The organism is Oryzihumus sp. (genome assembly GCF_036391795.1).
Classification (GTDB): domain Bacteria; phylum Actinomycetota; class Actinomycetes; order Actinomycetales; family Dermatophilaceae; genus Oryzihumus.
In genome coordinates, this window is record NZ_DASVZH010000195.1 from 1 (window position 1) to 17,709 (window position 17,709).

General features: G+C 72.4%; 20 protein-coding genes, 1 tRNA gene and 2 pseudogenes. 10 read left to right on the forward strand and 13 right to left on the reverse strand.

Translation table 11 applies throughout. From position 1 onward, the window contains the following. From VF825_RS11875 to VF825_RS11900, 6 genes are all read left to right on the forward strand, one after another. The coding region (locus tag VF825_RS11875) for a CHAD domain-containing protein (RefSeq protein ID WP_331113501.1) at positions 1–369 on the forward strand (369 nt) is incomplete at its 5' end. Continuing rightward, a complete protein-coding gene (locus VF825_RS11880; protein WP_331113503.1) occupies positions 369–800 on the forward strand; it encodes a nitroreductase/quinone reductase family protein in 432 nt (143 codons plus the stop codon). The genes VF825_RS11875 and VF825_RS11880, both read left to right, overlap by 1 nt. Before the next feature lie 7 nt (positions 801–807). Further along, complete coding sequence (locus VF825_RS11885; RefSeq protein ID WP_331113505.1) at positions 808–1,350, forward strand: hypothetical protein; 543 nt, start codon at positions 808–810, stop codon at positions 1,348–1,350. 169 nt (positions 1,351–1,519) lie between these two features. Then, positions 1,520–2,371, forward strand: a complete 852-nt coding sequence (locus VF825_RS11890; protein ID WP_331113507.1) for a serine/threonine-protein kinase — start codon at positions 1,520–1,522, stop codon at positions 2,369–2,371. Positions 2,372–2,407: 36 nt separating this feature from the next. Next, on the forward strand, positions 2,408–3,376 hold the full coding sequence (gene ligD / locus VF825_RS11895) for a non-homologous end-joining DNA ligase (protein WP_331113509.1): 969 nt from the start codon (positions 2,408–2,410) through the stop codon (positions 3,374–3,376). A 147-nt stretch (positions 3,377–3,523) separates the two neighbouring features. Further along, positions 3,524–4,345 (forward strand): isocitrate lyase/phosphoenolpyruvate mutase family protein, encoded by an 822-nt coding sequence (locus VF825_RS11900; RefSeq protein ID WP_331113511.1) that lies wholly within the window; start codon positions 3,524–3,526, stop codon positions 4,343–4,345. Positions 4,346–4,387: 42 nt separating this feature from the next. Here the strand turns inward: VF825_RS11900 and VF825_RS11905 are convergent. The 3 genes and pseudogenes from VF825_RS11905 to VF825_RS11915 form a co-directional block, all read right to left on the reverse strand. Beyond that, positions 4,388–5,290: pseudogene (locus VF825_RS11905) on the reverse strand (FUSC family protein); the annotation flags it as partial. Positions 5,291–5,319: 29 nt separating this feature from the next. After that, positions 5,320–6,105 (reverse strand): 3-hydroxybutyrate dehydrogenase, encoded by a 786-nt coding sequence (locus VF825_RS11910; RefSeq protein WP_331113513.1) that lies wholly within the window; start codon positions 6,103–6,105, stop codon positions 5,320–5,322. A gap of 11 nt (positions 6,106–6,116) precedes the next feature. Next, entirely contained in the window at positions 6,117–6,854 is a 738-nt protein-coding gene (locus VF825_RS11915) for an acetoacetate decarboxylase (RefSeq protein ID WP_331113515.1), read from the reverse strand. Between the two features lie 150 nt (positions 6,855–7,004). On the opposite strand from VF825_RS11915, the gene VF825_RS11920 reads away from it, so the two are divergent. Then, the gene (locus tag VF825_RS11920) at positions 7,005–7,868 is read left to right on the forward strand and encodes a LysR family transcriptional regulator (protein WP_331113517.1); all 864 of its coding nucleotides are present in this window, start codon (positions 7,005–7,007) and stop codon (positions 7,866–7,868) included. Here the strand turns inward: VF825_RS11920 and VF825_RS11925 are convergent. Together VF825_RS11925 and VF825_RS11930 are read right to left on the reverse strand one after the other, a co-directional pair. Next, positions 7,865–8,776 (reverse strand): S1C family serine protease, encoded by a 912-nt coding sequence (locus tag VF825_RS11925; RefSeq protein ID WP_331113519.1) that lies wholly within the window; start codon positions 8,774–8,776, stop codon positions 7,865–7,867. The genes VF825_RS11920 and VF825_RS11925 overlap by 4 nt on opposite strands. Positions 8,777–8,828: 52 nt before the next feature. Next, positions 8,829–9,665 carry an alpha/beta fold hydrolase gene (locus VF825_RS11930; protein ID WP_331113521.1) on the reverse strand — a complete coding sequence of 279 codons (837 nt, stop codon included), beginning with the start codon at positions 9,663–9,665 and terminating at the stop codon, positions 8,829–8,831. Between the two features lie 399 nt (positions 9,666–10,064). On the opposite strand from VF825_RS11930, the gene VF825_RS11935 reads away from it, so the two are divergent. After that, complete coding sequence (locus VF825_RS11935) at positions 10,065–10,607, forward strand: GNAT family protein (RefSeq protein ID WP_331113523.1); 543 nt, start codon at positions 10,065–10,067, stop codon at positions 10,605–10,607. Positions 10,608–10,632: 25 nt separating this feature from the next. Here the strand turns inward: VF825_RS11935 and VF825_RS11940 are convergent, their stop codons facing one another. From VF825_RS11940 to VF825_RS11950, 3 genes are all read right to left on the reverse strand, one after another. Continuing rightward, positions 10,633–10,983 (reverse strand): hypothetical protein, encoded by a 351-nt coding sequence (locus tag VF825_RS11940; RefSeq protein WP_331113525.1) that lies wholly within the window; start codon positions 10,981–10,983, stop codon positions 10,633–10,635. Positions 10,984–11,063: 80 nt separating this feature from the next. Next, positions 11,064–11,477, reverse strand: coding sequence for a VOC family protein (locus VF825_RS11945; RefSeq protein ID WP_331113527.1), 414 nt, complete (start codon positions 11,475–11,477; stop codon positions 11,064–11,066). A gap of 142 nt (positions 11,478–11,619) precedes the next feature. Further along, on the reverse strand, positions 11,620–11,985 hold the full coding sequence (locus VF825_RS11950; RefSeq protein ID WP_331113529.1) for a hypothetical protein: 366 nt from the start codon (positions 11,983–11,985) through the stop codon (positions 11,620–11,622). Between the two features lie 360 nt (positions 11,986–12,345). On the opposite strand from VF825_RS11950, the gene VF825_RS11955 reads away from it, so the two are divergent. Continuing rightward, positions 12,346–13,305, forward strand: a complete 960-nt coding sequence (locus VF825_RS11955) for a hypothetical protein (protein ID WP_331113531.1) — start codon at positions 12,346–12,348, stop codon at positions 13,303–13,305. A 39-nt stretch (positions 13,306–13,344) separates the two neighbouring features. Here VF825_RS11955 and VF825_RS11960 read toward each other — a convergent pair whose 3' ends face one another. The 5 genes from VF825_RS11960 to VF825_RS11980 form a co-directional block, all read right to left on the reverse strand. Beyond that, complete coding sequence (locus VF825_RS11960; RefSeq protein ID WP_331113533.1) at positions 13,345–13,740, reverse strand: hypothetical protein; 396 nt, start codon at positions 13,738–13,740, stop codon at positions 13,345–13,347. Further along, entirely contained in the window at positions 13,741–14,334 is a 594-nt protein-coding gene (locus VF825_RS11965; protein WP_331113535.1) for a hypothetical protein, read from the reverse strand. It lies immediately after the preceding gene. A gap of 124 nt (positions 14,335–14,458) precedes the next feature. Further along, positions 14,459–15,217, reverse strand: coding sequence for a hypothetical protein (locus tag VF825_RS11970; protein ID WP_331113537.1), 759 nt, complete (start codon positions 15,215–15,217; stop codon positions 14,459–14,461). Between the two features lie 139 nt (positions 15,218–15,356). Continuing rightward, entirely contained in the window at positions 15,357–16,121 is a 765-nt protein-coding gene (locus VF825_RS11975) for an MOSC domain-containing protein (RefSeq protein WP_331113539.1), read from the reverse strand. Positions 16,122–16,303: 182 nt separating this feature from the next. Further along, a tRNA-Gly gene (locus VF825_RS11980) sits at positions 16,304–16,377 on the reverse strand. A gap of 229 nt (positions 16,378–16,606) precedes the next feature. On the opposite strand from VF825_RS11980, the pseudogene VF825_RS11985 reads away from it, so the two are divergent. Beyond that, positions 16,607–17,510: pseudogene (locus VF825_RS11985) on the forward strand (IS5 family transposase). Positions 17,511–17,709 lie beyond the last annotated feature (199 nt).

Genomic DNA, 17,709 nt, shown 5'->3' on the forward strand with positions numbered 1-17,709 from the left:
GCCGCGCGGCGGGTCGACGTCGCGGGCTCGGAGGAGTCGCGCGCCCACCGGCTGCACGACGTGCGCAAGGCGGCCAAGCGCGCCCGCTACGCCGCCGAGCTGTGCACCCCGGCGCTCGGCGCGCCGGCGGCGGACCTGGCCGGCCGGATGGAGTCCGTCCAGGAGGTCCTCGGCGAGCGGCAGGACAGCGCGCACGCCCAGCAGGTGCTGCTCGAGCTGATGGAGGCTCCCGGGGCCGGGGGCCCGGAGGGGTTCGTGTGCGGGGCGCTGTGGTCGGCCGAGCAACAGCTCGCCGGCGCTGCGGAGGAGGCCTATCCCGTCGCCCTCGCCCGGGCCGAGGAGCGGGCGGTGCGCCATTGGCTGGGCTGATGCGGGCAGGGCAGCGGTTCTTCACGGGCCTGCACACCCGGGTCTACCGCGCCAGCCACGGCCGCATCGGCTCACGCATGGGCCCGGTCGAGAACGTCCTGCTGACCACCACCGGTCGGCGCACCGGCCGCACGCGCACCACGCCGCTGGGCTGCCTGCCCGACGGCGACCGCCTCGTGCTCGTGGCCTCCAACGGCGGGGCGACCCGCCACCCCGACTGGTACCTCAACCTGTGCGCCGACCCGCACGTCACCGTCCAGCGCGGCGCCCGGACGCGCCCGATGCTGGCCCGGACGGCCACCCCACAGGAGCGGGACGTGCTCTGGCCGCGGGTGGTCCAGCGGTATGCCGGGTACGCCCGCTACCAGCGGCGCGCGCCGCGCGAGATCCCCCTGGTCATCTGCGAGGAGCAGCCGCGCCGGCCGGGATGATGGGCCCGTGCACGACACCTCGACGTCGCTGAAGTACGCCCACCTCGAGCGGGAGCTGCGCTTCCTGCTGCCCAGCCCTCCCCGGTCGGTCCCGGTCGAGCGGACCCAGCGGATCACCGACCGCTACCTGCCCGAGACGGGGCTGCGGCTGCGCCGGGTGGAGGAGGAAGGCCGGCCGGTGGTGCTGAAGCTGGGACAGAAGGTCCGGGTCGACGGCAGCCCGCGCACCGTGGCCCACACGACGATGTACCTGCGCCCGGCGGAGTACGACACCCTGCTCGTCCTGGCCGCCGACGAGCTGGCCAAGACACGGCACACCGTCCGGCTGGGCGGTCATCGCTGGGCCGTGGACGTCTTCGAGGGTCACCTGCGCGGCCTGGTCACTGCCGAGCTCGACCTCGGCGCGGACGGCCGGCGACCGGATGCACTGGGCCTCGACGTCCTGGCGGAGGTGACCGGCGACGAGCGGTTCACCGGTGGGGCCCTGGCGCGCACCTCGCCCGACGCCCTCGCGGACCTGCTGGCCGAGCACGGCCTGTCCGCCTCCTGACGCAGGAGCCACGCCAGGACGGAGGTGGACTTCCGGACCATCCGGTCTGGGTGATTCCGCCCGGCCGCAGGCTGACTAGCGTCGGCGGGGGCCGACAGGCACGTGCCGGTCACGGAGGACGCGGGGCGGGCTGCCACGGGGGCGGCGCCGACCCCGGGGGAGGACTTGGATGGATTCCGCGACCGCGGAGGAACGGTCGGTCTCCCCGGAGGTGGGGCCGGTCCCGCCTCCGCTGGGCGTCGGGGCGTCGCTGGCGCCCTCGCTGGTGGTGCTCGAGCACATCCGCCGCGGCCAGGACCTGGACGTCTACGAGGCCCGCGACACCACCCGGTTCTGCCGCGTCCTGGTCAAGACCCCGCGCCCGGAGCTCGCGCACGACCCCGGGACGCTGGCGTCCCTGGAGCACGAGTGGGACGTGCTGGCGAGGTTGACGCACCCGCATCTGGTCCGCGGATACGAGCTGTTGCGGCCGGAAGGGGCGCCGCCCCGGCTGGTGCTGGAGGTGCTCACCGGCGCGACGTTCGAAGCGCTGGTGCACGACGTGGGCAGGCTGACCCTGCGCGAGCTCGCCCAGCTGGCCGACCACCTGGGGTCGGCACTGCGCTACCTGCACTCCGTGGGGTTCCTGCACCTGGACGTCAAACCGTCGAACGTGGTGTGCGGGAACGGGATCGCCACGCTGCTGGACTTCTCCATCGCCCGTCCGCCGGGCACGTACTGGCCCGGGCTCGGCACCCGGACGTGGGCCTCGCCGGAGCAGCTCGCCGGCGGGGAGCTGACCTCCGCCTCCGACGTGTGGGGGCTGGGACTGCTGCTGCACCTCGGCGCCACCGGCACCAACCCCTACGACGACGGCGGGGAGGGGCTGCCGCCTTCTGCGCGCGCTCCCCGGGTGGGCAGCGTGCGACGGCTGCCCGCACCCGTTGCTGCCGCGATGGACGCCTGCCTCGAGAGGGCGCCGGGGGACCGGCCGACGCTGCCCGAGCTCGCCGCGGCCTTCGCGCCCCATCTGGGCGAGTGACGGGCGGCGGGGCGGCCGGGCGTCTAGGTTGGCGCCATGGCAGCCGCTGACGGCAGGAGCCCCGCGGTCGAGGTCGAGGTCGGCGACAAGACGGTCCGGATCTCGAACCCGCAGCGCGTCTACTTCCCTGCGCGCGGGGAGACCAAGCTCGACCTGGTCAACTACTACCTCTCGGTGGGCGACGGCATCGTGCGGGCGCTGCGTGAGCGACCCTGCATGCTGCACCGCTTCCCCGAGGGGGTCTCGGGGGAGAAGGTCCACCAGAAGCGGCTGCCGCAGGGCGCGCCGCCGTGGGTCCAGACGGTGAGCGTCCACTTCCCGCGCTACCACCGCGACGTCCACGAGCTGTGCGTCACCGAGCTGGCCAGCGTGATCTGGGCCGTGCAGATGTCGACGGTGGAGTTCCATCCGTGGAACTCGAGGCGGGCCGACACCGAGAAACCGGATGAGTGGCGGATCGACCTCGACCCCATGCCGGAGTGCGGGTTCGACACCGTGCGCCGGGTCGCCCACGTCGCGCACGAGGTGCTCGATGAGCTCGGCGCAACCGGCTGGCCGAAGACCTCCGGTGGCAAGGGGCTGCACGTCTACGTGCGGATCAAGCCCGAGCACGGGTTCAAGGACGTGCGCCGGGCGGCGCTCGCGTTCGCCCGGGAGGTCGAGCGCCGGGCCCCGGACGAGGTGACCACGACGTGGTGGCGGCGCGACCGCGACCCCTCGACGCTGTTCGTCGACTACAACCAGAACGCCCGCGACCACACCATCGCCGCCGCGTACTCGGTGCGGGGCCTGCCCGACGCCCGGGTCTCCACACCGATCCGCTGGGACGAGGTCGACGACGTCCTGCCCGAGGACTGCACGATCGCGACCGTGCCCGAGCGCTTCGCCCGGCTCGGGGACCTGCACGCGGGCATCGACGACGCAGTCTTCGACATCGCCCCGTTGCTGGAGTGGGCGGAGCGGGACGAGCGCGCCGGCGCCGAGGACCCCGGCATACCGGACTGACGGCGCGTGTCGCGCCGACCGGACGCGCCCGCCCACGCAGGGTCGGGTATGAGCGCCCTGCGCGGCTGACCTGGCGTTCGCCTGCCTCCCGGCGACGGTGTCCGGTTTCCGCCGGACAAACGAGCGGCGGGGTGGTTCGCTCGCACCATGACGACTTCCCCCGAGCCGGTCCCCGGCGCCGCAGAGAGGTTCCACCAGCTGCACCAGGGCCCGATCCTGGTCCTGCCCAACGCCTGGGACGTCGCGTCGGCCCGCCTGGTCGAGGACGCCGGGGCGACAGCCGTGGCCACCACGAGCGCCGCGCTGTCGTGGTCATGGGGTGCCGCGGACGGCGAGGAGCTGGGTCTCGAGACCGTCCTGGACCTCACCCGCCGGATCGTGGACGCCGTCGACCTGCCGGTCACGACCGACTTCGAGGCGGGCTACGCACAGGACCTCGACGCGCTCGCGGAGAACGTCCGCGCCGTGCTCGACGCCGGTGCGGTGGGGATCAACTTCGAGGACGGGTTCGACGGCGGTCTGCTCCCGGTCGCCGAGCAGGCCGCGCGCATCGCCGCGATCCGGCAGGAGGCCGGGGCGGGCCTGTACGTCAACGCCCGCACCGACCCCTACCAGCGTGCGGTCGGGGCGCCCGAGGGCCGGCTCGACGAGACCGTGCGCCGCGCCGAGGCCTACCTCGAGGCGGGGGCATCGGGCATCTTCGTCCCGGGCGTCAAGGACCGCGGCGTCATCGAGCAGCTGGTCGCCCGGATCCCGGCGCCGGTGAACATCCTCGTCGGTCCCGGCTCACCGACCATTCCCGAGCTGGCCGACCTCGGGGTGGCTCGGGCGTCGGCCGGGTCCGCGATCGCCCAGGCGGTCTACGGCCATGTCCGGCGCGCGGCGACCGAGCTGCTCGGGCCGGGCACCTACACCGAGCTCGCGGGCGCTGCGGACTACCCGACGATGAACGCGCTGCTGTCCCGCTGACCCGCGGCGCCGCCAGGGGTGCCCGGCGGACAGGGCGATCGCGATGCCCAGTGCGGTGTCCACGAGGCGCCACCCGAGCAGCGCGTCCGAGACGACCCCGCCGAGCCGCAGCAGGATGAACACCATCGGGGCGACCACCGCCGACAGCGCGGCGTAGCTGCGGGCCGTGGCGGGGGGTACCAGCAGCGCCGCTGCCACGAGGACGCCGCAGAGCCAGGCCGTGCCGGGCCGGGGCGCGAACAGGGCAGCCGCCACTGCGACCCCGGCAAGCGTGCCGAGCCCGCGTTGCACCGAGCGGCGCGGCACGGGTGCTAGGTCGGGCTTGACCACGAGCGCGACGGTCAGCAGCAGCCAGTAGCCGCGGACCGGGTGCACCAGCAGCGCTACCACCTCGGCCAGCGCCGCGCACGCGGCCAGCCGCAACCCGTCACGCGCGGGGTGCCGGGAGGGGACGGGGGTATGCCGGACAGCCGGCGCGGGCGGCTCCGCCCGCCGCCCGCGGGCGGCGAGGGCACGGCATACCGCGGAAGTGCCGGTGAGGAGCAGGACCGGCAGCGCACCGCAGACCAGCAGCGGCGCGGGCAGCCACCAGGGTCGGTGCGCGGGCATGCCCTGGCCGAGCGCAGTCATGGTGAGCAGCTGCAGGCCGGCGGCCGACGCGCTCGGCCCCACTGTGCTGATGGCGCCGGCCACGCCCGCGACGAGCGCCGGCAGCAGGACGACTGCCACGGGCGCACCACCGCGGGTGGCCGCCCCGGCGAGCAGGCCGAGGGCGCCCCCGAGGGCCGGCAGGAGGATGTGCCGCAGGCGACGCGGCGTCGGGTGAGGGCGGTCGTTGGCCGAGGCGTAGAGGCTGCCCACCGCCAGGGGGATGGTCATGCCGGGGTGCTGCAGCCCCACCCCGACGGCGAGGGCGGCGGCCATACCGACCGCCGCCCTGAGCATCGGACCCCGCAGGGCCAGTGCTGGTGGGTTCAGCGCGCGCTCCAGCCGCCGTCGACGACGAGGGACGTGCCGGTCATGGAAGCCGCCGGCGGGCTGCACAGGAACAGCACCATCTCGGCGATCTCCTCGGACTCGACGAGGCGCTTGAGGGCGGCCTTGTCGAGGAAGACCTTCTCGAGGACCTCGTTCTCGCTGATGCCGTGGGCGGCGGCCTGGTCGGCGACCTGCTTGTCCACCAACGGGGTGCGCACGTAGCCGGGGTTGACGCAGTTCGAGGTCACGCCGTGGGCGGCGCCTTCCAGGGCGACCACCTTGGACAGGCCCTCCAGGCCGTGCTTGGCCGAGACGTAGGCGCTCTTGAACTCCGAGGCGCGCAGGCCGTGCACCGAGGACACGTTGATGATGCGGCCCCAGCCCTTCTCGTACATCGAGGGCAGGGAGCGGCGGATCAGGCGGAACGGCGCCTCGAGCATGATCCGCAGGATCTGCGAGAACTTCTCCGGGTCGAAGTCCTCGACGGGACGCACGTGCTGGATGCCGGCGCAGTTGACCAGGATGTCGGCGCTCAGGTCCAGGGCGTCGAGCGCGTCGAGGTCGGACAGGTCGGCCACGACGGCCTCGCCGCCGGTGATCTCCGCGACCTCGCGGACGGCCTCCTCCTTGAGGTCGACGGCGATGACATGGGCCCCGGAGCGGGCCAGGCGCAGGGCGGTCGCCCGGCCGATGCCGCTGCCGGCGCCGGTGACGAGGGCGGTGCGCCCGGTGAGGTCGACCTGCACGGTGTCGTGCGGCTGGGCAAGGGGTGAGGTGGTCATGAGGTGCTCCTTCAGGCGGCCAGGTAGTCGTGGACGATCTCGGCCCGAGGCAGGGTCAGGTCGGTGATGATGTGGCTGGCGCTGACTATCTCGCGCACCGGCAGGTCGGCCAGCGGCGCCAGGGCGTGCTCGAACAGCTGGAGGCGGGCCGGGCCGACCCAGGCGCCGCGGATGCTCAGGTCGCTGATCTGCGTGCGGATGAGCTCGGCGATTCGCGGCCGCCCGTCGTAGCCCGGCATGAGCTTGAGCATGTAGGTCGGCATCGCGATCTCGGCGCGGGCCGCCTCGGGGTCCATGACCTGGTGCTTGAAGCCCATGGTGGCCGTGGCCACGCGCAGGCTGCCGTAGTCCAGCGTCCCGACCAGGGTGTCGGAGTCGGTGAACAGGCTCGGGTGGCCCAGCTTCTTGGGGTAGGCGCTGCCCTCACGGCCGAGCGCGATGGCGGGGGCGTTGTCGAGGTACATGGAGTGGATGTAGTCCGCCTCCTGGCCCTCGTGCCGGACCCGCAGCACCTGGCCGGACTCGGTGTAGTCGCCCAGCCCCGAGCTGTCCGGCATCCGGATGACCTCGAAGCGCACGAGCGGGTCGTCGACCGCGAGCGGCTCCGGGACGACGGCACGCATCGCGTCGAGGTCGGTGCGGTAGGTGATGTTGAGGTACTCCCGCCGGCTGAACCGGTAGGGGCCGGCAGGGTATGCCGCGCCGCCGAGCGGGGTTGATGTGGCCTGGAGAACGTCCTGGCTTCGCACAGTGATCCTTGGGTGTCCCAACGCGCGATCCGTAGGTCGACCGTGGCGGTCCTCGCGCTCTGGTGCCGTCCGGCCCGGTACCTCCACGACGTTAGGCAGACCCGACCCGGGAGAGAAATGCAGGTGAACGGGGATTCATACACTTGGCGCATGGACGTCGAGCTGCGCGACCTGAGGCTGTTCATGGCGCTGGTGGAGGACCCGCACTTCTCCCGTGCTGCGGCCAGCCGGCGCGTCAGCCAGCCGACGCTGACCCGGTCCCTCGCCCGCCTGGAGCGGGCGCTCGGGGTGCGGCTGGTGGAGCGGACCACCCGCAGCGTGGCGCTGACCGAGGCCGGGGAGCGGCTCAGTGCCGAGCTCGCCCAGATCCTGCCCCGCCTCGACGCGGCGGTCCGCTCGGTGAGCGCCCATCCGACGCTGCGGCTGGGGTTCACGTGGCTGCTCCCGGCCGAGCTCGTCCGCCGGTTGCTGGTGGGCTTCGAACAGTCCGCCGGTGGCCGGATCGACCTGGTCCGCCGGGACGACCGCTCCGGTGGGGTGCTCAGCGGCCAGACGGACGCCGCCATCGTCTTCGGCACGGTCCGGCGCAGCGAGTCCCTGCGCGTGGTGGAGCTCGGCACCGAGTCGCGGGTCGCGGCGGTCTCCCGCGACCACCCCCTGGCCCGCCGTCGGCGGCTGCACTGGGCCGAGCTGGCCGAGCACCCGCTGGTGGTCAACGCGGTCAGCGGCACCGTCGGCCCGACGATGTGGCCGGCCTCGGCGCGTCCGGAGGTGGCGGTCAGCTGCCGGACCTACGACGAGTGGATCGCCATGGTCGCGGCCGGCCGCGGCGTCGGGGTGCTGCCCAAGTCCGCCCGGGAGCAGCCGCACCCGGGGGTGCGTTACGTGACGATCGGTGACGCGCCGCCGGTGTCGCTGCTGCTCGTCCTGCCGACCCGGGCCGCGCATCCCCTCGTCGGTGCCCTGGAGGAGCTGGCCGTCACGGCCGCGCAGCAGTCCGCGCCGGGGCCCTAGCCGGAGGTGGAGGTGGCGAGGTGCTCCAGGACCGGCGCGGCGCGCGCGATGGGGATGCCGAAGCCGATGTTCTGGGCCAGGGCCTCGCCGGAGCTCGACGCGCCCGCGGTGGTGATGCCGATGACCGCGCCGGAGGCCGACAGCAGCGGGCCCCCGGAGTCACCCGAGCTGATCGCCGCGTCGGTCTGCAGCAGGTGGCTCAGGGTCGTGCCGTTGCTGAACGAGACGGTGCGCCCGAGGGCGGAGATGATGCCGACCGTCACCGTGGGGGTCCCCTCCAGGGCCAGGGCGTTGCCGGCGGCGATGACGAAGTCGCCCACGCGCGGGTTCACGTCGGTGGCCAGGCCCAGTGGTGGGAGGGAGGCGCCCTCCATCCGCACGACCGCCAGGTCCGCGTCCGGGTCCGACCCCACCACGGTGGCGGCGACGCGCGAGCCGTTGGGCAGCGTGACCATGACGGTGCGGGCGCCGGAGACCACGTGGGCGTTCGTGGCGATGTCACCGGAGTGGTCGAAGGCGAAGCCGGTGCCGGCCACCTTGTGCGTCATCGTGCCGCCGAGGCCGTCCGGCACCGTGGTGGAGACGTTCAACGCCACCACCGAGCCCCGGATCCGGGCGGCCACGTCGGCCAGCCCGGTCATGGCGTCCCCGCTGACGCGCCCGCCCGCCTGTGCGCTCGAGCGGGCGCCGTCGCCCTCGACCAGCCAGGCCACGACGCCGCCGCTGATGCCGCCCGCGACCAGCGAGCTGACCACGACCAGGATGGACAGCCGCCGGCGCACCGGGTGGTGTGTCGGGGCGGGCGGAGGTGCTGCTGAGGAGGCCGGTGACGTCGGCGCCGGGTCGGGAGAGGCGGCCGGGGGATCCTCCCGGACGTCCACCGGCTCGGGCTGCAGGTCGGCGCTCACCCCATCAGTTGACCGGCCGGGCCGGGACGCCTCCCGTGGCCTTGGTCCCTCCTCAGCCGCTGGTCAGGCGCAGGACGCGGCCCACGTGCGGCCAGGCGAGCGCCCCCAGCTCCGTGTCCGCGGCAGGGGTGCCGCCGCGCGCCATCGCCTGCCCCGCGACGACCGCGGTCTCCCCGGGCAGCACCGTGCGGTGCCCGGCGCGTGGGTGCGTGACGACAGTCGTGGCCAGCCCGTGCGCCTCGCGCCGCGCGGCGATGCTGCGGGCGAAGTCCGCACCGGGCCAGACCTGGTCGTCCTCGCCGCCGACGAGCACGACCTCCCCAGTGATCCGCTCGACCGGGATCGCGGCCGCCTGCGCCTGCACCGGGTGTGCCGCGAGGCTGGCCTCGTAGAGTCCGCGGAAGGCCGGCGGCGTGGTGTCCGGCTCCCAGGACTCCAGGAAGGGCACGAACGGCAGCGGTATGCCGTGCCGCGTCCAGTGCGAGGTCTGCCGCGGCTGCCCGTCGGGGCCGTCCGGCGCCACCCCCGCCCAGACCACCGGGCTCGGGGCGAACGCGATGGCCGCCTCGACCCGGGTGTCGTGGGCGGCGGTGAGCAGTGCGGCCTCGGCGCCGAAGGAGAGCCCGACGACGGCCAGCCGATCGCACTCGGCGGCGAGCCGGTCCAGGGCCGCCGTGAATGTCTCCAGCGGCACCTCCCACGGCCCAAGCTGTTGTCCCGCGCCGCCGAACCACTGGATGGACATGGCGCTCGCGCCGTGCGAGGCGAGCAGGCGGGACCGGTCGGCGTCGACCCTCCCGCTGGAGCCGGCCAGGACGAGCACGCCTGTGCCGCAAGGATTCTCGGGTCGGACCCATACGCCCGTGGGGGTGCTCAGCTGCTCCTCCATGCGCCCGAGGCTAGATCACCGGGACTGCGAGGCGAGGGAGCGGCATACCCCTGGGGGTATAGTTGTCGGCACGGTTCCCGACGAGAGGAGAGGCACGTGTGCCAGCCGGCCGTGTGCAAGCAGTGTGGGAAGGCGACGTGGCGCGGATGCGGCATGCACGTCGACCAGGTCATGGCGGGTGTGCCCAAGGCGGCGCAGTGCACCTGTGAGCGAGGCGGCGGTGGCGGCCTGGTCGGGGCGATCAAGGGGTTCTTCGGCCGAGGCTGATCCCGGTCGGCACACCGACGAAACGGGATGCGGCGCGGCCGGTGGGTGGCTCACACTGCACGGGGCGCGCGGCCTCTTCATGCCGGCGCCGGACCGCGGTGGCGGTCGCCTTCGCCCGGACAGGAGCGGAACGTGCTGCGAGGTGCCAAGGTCGGCCTGAGGGCCCGTCGCGACAGCGACGTGATGACCCTGCAGGCGGGGTTGTACGACGACGTCGCGACCCGGGTGCGCGCGGACTCCCGCCCGTGGCGGCCCGTCCCGCCGAATCCCGACGCGTCGCCCTACCGGGTGAGTGAGCCGTCCGACGACGTCGCCGTCTTCTCCGTCGTCGACCTGGACCAGGGCGAGGCCCTGGCCGGCGAGGCGCTGCTGTGGGGCATCGACCTCCACAACCGGAGCGCCCACGTGGGGATCTCGCTGCTGCCGCAGTTCCGTGGCCGTGCCCTCGGCACCGACGTGGTGCGGGTGCTGTGCCACTACGGGTTCGGGCTGCGGGGGATGAACCGGTTGCAGGTCGACACGCTCGCCGACAACCACGCGATGCTCCGGGCAGCGAGGCGCGTCGGGTTCACCCGGGAGGGCGTCCTTCGCCGGGCTGCGTGGGTCGACGGCGCGTTCGTCGACGAGGTCGTCCTGGGGCTGCTGGCGCAGGAGTGGACCCGCGACGCGGGCTGACCGGTCGACGTACCAGCTCGACTGGTCATGACTCCCGGCAGTCGACCATCACGACCTGACGGGTGCCCAGCGCGCCGACTTCGATGCCGACCTCGGCGAACCGGATCACCTTCTGTGTGCCGGCCGGGACCCGCACACAGTCCGGCCACCCGCTGTCGTGGACGCTCCCGCTCCTGTCGATCCACTGCGGCACCGAGTCCCGGAACCCATACGTCCAGTCGCCCACGCGGAGGCTGACCACGTGGTCGCCCACGTAGGCGCGCGCGGTGTGCCAGGTTGCCTGGGTGGCGTGTGCCTCACCGATGAGGTAGCCACCGGCGCCGCTGGCGACCACGAGGCCTGCGAGTGCCCATGCCGCCATTGCCTGCCGCATCATGCGTGCCCCTCCCGCCGCGTGGTGACCTGCTCCCAGGAGTATGCGCGCAGGGACCCACGCCGGCCCGGATGTCGATGGGATCAGGCCACGAAGATGCAGAACGGGTGGCCGGAGAGGTCGGCCAGGACGTACAGCGGCTCGTCCGGGTCATCGGTGCGGTCCAGCAGCAGCTGCGCTCCCAACGACTCGGCCCGCTCCCGCTGGCGCTGCAGCTCCGCAAGGCTCGAGACGGTGAAGTCGAGATGCATCTGCATCGGCACGTCATGGGTGGGCCACGTCGTCCGCTCGAGGCGCTCGACCTGCTGGAACGCCAGCTTGCGGGCGCCGTCCGCGCCCACGAGGACGAGCCAGTCCGCCTCGTCCATGCCACCGGCCGCCGACGGTTCGTCGCCCGGCCGGTACCGCAGCCCCAGGAGCTGCCGGTAGAACTCGGCAAGGCCCCGGACGTCGGTGGTGTCGATGGCCGTGTGGAGCAGTTGAGGGTACTCAGCCATGCTCGCCTCCCCTTCCGCCCGCATGGTTCCACGCCCGGCAGTCCTGTGCACGCATCCGTATGCCCCGGTCGCCGCGGCTTCCAGCTGCAGGTGGAGCTTCGCGCCGGTGTCCGCCCCCGTCACCAGGGTCTGGGCGTGACGCTCAGGACACCGGGACGTGCGCCATGGCCGCCGACGGCCGGGCCATGGACCACAGCGAGACGCCCACTCCGTAGGTCAGGAAGGTGCCAACCGGTGTCAGCTCCAGCACGCAGCCGGAACGCCGGTCCCGTGGCAGGAGCCGGGTCAACCTGGCCGGCGCTGACCGCGCCACCGAGCCCGCCGGGTGCACGGTGGCCCGGGCGCGGAAGGACACCGTCGCCGGTGGGATGGGGGCGAGCAAGGACAGCACGCCTCCACGGCGCAGAGGGACCGTGACCGCGACCTCGTCGCCGTCGGCGATCTGGCGCGCCTTCCAGCTGTCCGCGGCAATGACGATGAAGGCGCGGCCGTCCTGGACCGCGCACATGACTCCGGTGCTGCGTGGCGTCCCTGCGGCAGTCACGTGGCTGATGACGGCGAACGAGGCCCTTCCCAGGCGCTCCCACACCTGCTCCGTGGTGGGAGCCGGCGACGTGGGCTGCGTGGCATGACCGCGACCGAGCCGGAATGCAGACATCACCCACCCCTCAGAAGTGGCGTGACCGGGCCCCTCCAGTCTGGTCGACCACGCGGCCCCCACGAGGGGTCCGTGGTCCTGCCCGTGGCCGTCGGGAGGTGGCCCCCCACGGTCGGGGAGAGCGACGCGGCGCTGCTTTGCCCGGCATGCTCCCGCGGTTGCTGGCAGGATCTGCGCACTGGCGACGGGCCGGGATACGAGGGGGTCGTCATGGGTTGGTTCGGGCGCAAGCGCAGCGACGGCAAGGACAACGCCGCGACGCCAGGGGCGGAAGGGGCGGACTCCAGCCTCACCTTCTTCAGCGTCGACGAGGCGGCGCAGTTCCGGGCGTTGGTGCGTGAGGTGGCCGCGGAGCGGGGACGTGAGGTGACTGTGCACGCCGACCACATCGTCGATGACGCCGGCAACGTCTTCGGCCTGTGGAACGTGGCGGCGCTGTGCGCCGGCGAAAGCGACGGCGCGTGGAGGGGCCTTGTCGACACCCACGTCGACCACCTGTTCAACCCCCAAGGACCCGACGTCGCCACGATGGACCTGGAGGCGCTCATGGCCAGCGTCCACGCCAGGCTCGTCGAGGAGGACTCCTTGCGATCCTTCGACGACCTCGACGCCTACTCCCTGGAGGAGTGGGCGCCGGGGGTCCGGCGCATCCTCGCGGTGGACACCCCCACGACCGTGCTGACTCCCGCCCTCGACCACCTCAAGGCCCGCGCACCACTCGCGACCCTCATCGACCAGGGCTGGCGCAACACCCGGTCCCTGCTGGACACCGAGCCGCTGTCCGCCGAGCGCGTGGAGCACGACGGGCGCTGGTTCACCTGCCTGCTGGGTGACTCCTTCTTCACCGCCAGCCTTGCCCTCATGCTCTCCGACGTCGCGGCTCGTTTCGAGCCCGAGGCTGTCCAGGAGCACGGGATCATCTTCGCCATCCCCTACCGCCACCAGCTCGCCTTCAGGGTGGCCACTGACGCGGAGGCCGCGCTGGCGGGGCTGATGCTCATCCCCCGGTTCGCGGCGAACTGCTTCTCCGAGAGCCCCGGCCCGATCAGCCCGTGCACCTTCCACTGGCGCGACGGCGTCGTCAGCTGCCTCACGGAGATGGACGGTCAGGGTCAGCTCACGGTGCGGCCCGGACCCTACCTGGAACGGCTCCTGTCGGAGCTGGGCTGACCGTCATGGGCGAGCGCGGGTGCGGTTGGAGGCTGGCGATCACCCTTGGGGGCGATGCGCCGCATCCAGCCGCCGCTGCATGGCGTAGAAACGGCGCTGCGCGGGCCACAGTGCGGCACTGGCGCCGAGAGCGATCACGGCAGCGAGCAGGGCGCAGAGCCCGGTCGGCCACCTCGTGACCGCGTGGAGCGGCACACCTGCCAGGAGCGCGAAGGCCAGCGTCGCGAACGCCCAGGCCCAGTAGGCGAACGAGAGGCGCTCGTGCCGCCGGTGCCATCTCGCTCGTGTGAACACGGCGGCAGGCAGCCACCACGCATACACCGCAATCGCCTCAGCCAGGCCCGGGCCCGGGCCTGTGCCGGCGACGACGGACAGCCCGAACAGCAGGGGGAGGAACAGGAGGACCAGCCTGCGCACACGTGTGTGGTTCTTCATCTAGTGCACGGTGCTGTGCGGCCGCACCGACGAGTCCCACCTCCACTGGGTCAGGCGCGGCCGCTCGCCTAGCGCGGCACGTCCGGTGCACCACAGCAGCACGGCGGCGGGGTCCCCTTCGGGGGCATCGGGAAACAGCCTGTCCAGGGCCTGGCGGCTGAGCTCGGCGGATGGCTCCCACGGGATGTCGAGCCCCTTGGCGATGTCGTGGGTGTGCACGAGGACCTCGACCACCCCCATCGCGGCGAAGCCCTCCGGATCGGAGGTGCCGTACGGGTGCCAGGCACGGCAGTCGGTGGACGCCGACCCCACCGCGAGGCGAAGCAAGTCCCCACACATCGCGATGGACTCAAGGACCGCTGCCGGCGGCGCTCCCGGCTCGATGGCAGCTTCGATCGGGAGATAGCCCTGAGCGGGTTGGGCCAGGACTTGCGAGGCATAGGAGAACAGGTCGTCGGCGATGTGAGCGCCCGTCGCCCAGCAGGACCACTCGAGGTCTCCCGCGGCCACGCTCCAGTCGATGTCAGCAGAAGCGCGAAGGACACGCTGCATCTCGGTCGTCGCTTCGCTGACCATGTCCCCCGTCAGTGTCATGGGGTGATGCTGTCACGCTGATGCGCTGTGCGCACTGGCTCTGGAGCCGTGGGACGAAGTCTTGCGCGGTCAGTTCTGACGGCCACCGACGTGGCGCTGGAGCGTCCTGCCGACTCTCACGCGACTAGCACCCGCCGTCTCCTGTGCCGTCGATGTTCACGACCAAGCCGGGCTCGGAGGTGGCGAGACGGCCGCGCGCCCGGCCCTTGATCAGCTCGACCACGCCTGCGGGGTCGTCCGTGATGAACAGCAGCGGCCGGGCGCCAAAGCGGTAGCCGGGTCCAAACGCCTCTCGGGCGAAGCTCAGCGCTTCCTGGTCGACGAGGCGGCGCTCCTCGGCGCTGAGAGAGACCTGCTCGGCCTCGTCATCGGTCAGGGGTCGGAACATGTCGGTCAGGCGGTCCCCAACGACTTCGATGCAGACTCGCGCCTGTTTGGTGAGGCTGAAGGTGCCGTCTGGCATCACGCGGCCGCTGCCAACGAGGTAGGCGCCTGCGACCTCGGTCCAGGCCAGCTCCACCGGAGGCAGATGACACCACTGAGCGAACCGGCTGGGGATGAAGGCCAGTCCGTCCGCGGTGGCCTGGAGTGACACCGCGACGGACTTGTTCCCGAAAGCTGCGCCGATCCAGCCACGGGGTTGCCACAGGCCTCCGTCATAGATCCGCCAGACCCGGCCCCACCACAGGCCGTACGCGCCGGTCTGCCTGTCACGGCGCTTCCGGGTGCGCCGCCGCACATACAGCTGTCGCGCCCCGTATGCGAGCAGCATCGCGAGAAGCACACCGACCATGACGGGATCATCGGAACCAGACCTCAGCATGGCGCCCACGATCACGATGGCGGGCCCAAGCCACGCCCACTTGCCCAGGTTGCTGCGCACGACGTCCCCTCGGGTCACTTCTCTGACAGCGACCCAGTGTGCTCGGAGAACGGATCCCGCGTGTCCGGTTCAGGCACAGTCAGCAGATCCCTGCCCCCAGGTGGGCGCGACCGAGCGGATCGCGGCATCCGGTCCTCGGCTAAGGCATCGCTGCCGGCTGGGACTCTCGATCACCGACCGACAGGCGCCCCGGAGCGACCACGTCGGTCCACACGCCGAAGAGGCCGCGGTGGTGGCGGGCAAGGGTGCGGAAGATCTCCACGTCGGCGTCGAGCCCGGGTTGGGGTCGCGTGACCATGGTGCAACGGACGCATGGCTGTCTGGGGAGCAGACTGACGGCCCCCATCTGGATCGGGCGCCCGACCCATGAGTCCTCGATCCACCCGACGCCGTCGAGGCCGACCAGGATGTTGGCCCGGAACCGGCGCGGATCCCACGTCCCACGTGGGTAATGACCCGCGGCGGTGCGCAACGACGCAGTGGTCAGCACCAGAATCGGGGACGCATCGACGTACCGGCCATCTGGCATCGTCCACTCAACGGCCTGGCTGGTGTCGTCGGTCGCGTCCTCGAAGTACTCAGCCTTGCCCGCAAGGGCGCCTTGTGAAGAGGCGAGCGTCACCGGGCTCCCGAGCCAGTCCGAGAGCTGACTGTCGGTTCGGGTTCCCGGGCCGACGACAGTGCTCCCGTCCGGGAGCGTGATGACCGGTTCGTCACCGTCGTAAGACGCCGAGGCACCGAGGAGCTCGGGACGACGCCGCGCAGTCAGGATCCGGCCGGTGCGCTGGTCACGGAGTCCCCACCGTCGGTCACCGACGACGCCATCAGCCTCCACGCTGGCGGCATCAAGCGGCTCGCCCTGCAATGACTTCACTGGATAGCGCCACAGGCCCACGACCTCCATGACCGCCTCCGGATCCGATCGCGCGACTCACCACGAGAATCGCTCATCCAGGCTGCAGGTGTCGATGACGTCCGGTCGACGCAAGCACCTCGTCAGGCAACGGGCATGCGATACGCCAACGGGCGCTGTCTCCGCGAGGGAGTCAGCGCCCGTTCTGCCTGTTCAGGCGGGGTTTCTGCGTGTGGAGCGGGTGACGGGAATCGAACCCGCACTGTCAGCTTGGGAAGCTGATGTTCTGCCATTGAACTACACCCGCATGCGCCACCGACCGGCATACGGCCCCGGCGCGGGACGCAGTCTAGCCCAGCCGCACGCGCCGCCCGCCACCGACGCACGAGTCGCCACCCTCCGCCACCGGCACGCCAGGACCCGCGCCTTCACCCCGCGCACGCCAGGGCGACCCGGCGGCCACGGCCGGGTCGCGGGGCGGGACCCCTAGGGCGTGTCTCCTAAAGATCGCCGTGATGGGCCGGGATGGTTGACCCATGCCGCGTTCCGCCGTTCTAACTGACGCCCAGTGGGCCCGGATCGAGGCGTTGATGCCGTCATCTGCTGGGCAGCGGGGCCGCCCGTTTCGGGACCACCGTCAGGTGATCGAGGGGATCGTCTACCGGCTCCGGACCGGGGTCGCCTGGCGGGACCTGCCGGACTCCTTCGGGCCGTGGCAGACGATCTGGAAGCGGCACCAGCGGTTCTCCACCGACGGGACGTGGGACAAGATCCACGCCCGCCTGATCGCCGAGGCCGACGCCCTCGGGCAGGTCGACTGGAACGTCTCGGTCGACTCCACGATCAACCGAGCTCACCAGCACGCCAGCACCCTGGCCCGCATCGAAGACCCACCCGGGCGGCGCACGGGGGGCTGAACCGAACTACAAGGATCTGCGCGCCGAGCCACCCGACCACGCCCTGGGCCGCTCCCGTGGCGGCCTCTCGACCAAGATCCACCAGCTCGTCGACGGCCGCGGCCGGCCGCTGGTGATCGCGCTCGGTCCCGGGCAGGGCGGTGACTCCCCGATGCTGGCGCCGCTGTTGGCGCACCTGTCCGTCAAGCGGCCGGGGCCGGGACGCCCGCGCACCCGACCGGACGCGGTGATCGGGGACAAGGCCTACTCCTCGCGCGGCAACCGAGCCATGCTGCGCTCACGCCGGGTCAAGACCGTGATCCCGCAGCCCGCCGACCAGGTCGCCCACCGCAAGCGGCGCGGCGCCGCCGGCGGCCGCCCACCCGCGTTCGACCCGCTGGCCTACAAGGGCCGCAACGTCATCGAGCGGTCCTTCAACGACCACAAGCAGTGGCGCGGCCTGGCCACCCGCTACGAGAAGCTCGCCGCCATCTACCGAGGAGGGGTCGTCCTCCGCGCGATCACCATCTGGCTACGTGAATAAGGAGACACGCCCTAGTGCAGATCGACCGTGAGGACCGGAGCGTGCAGGCCTGATCACGCGGCGCGGAGTAGCGGCGAAGTCGCACCGACACGGCGCGCCGTCCCCGCTCGAAGCCGACCGGCTGTAAACCCCACTGGGCTGGTCAACCTCTCCAATCAACAGCATCGCCGGCACCTGGTAGACACACCGGCGTAAGTCC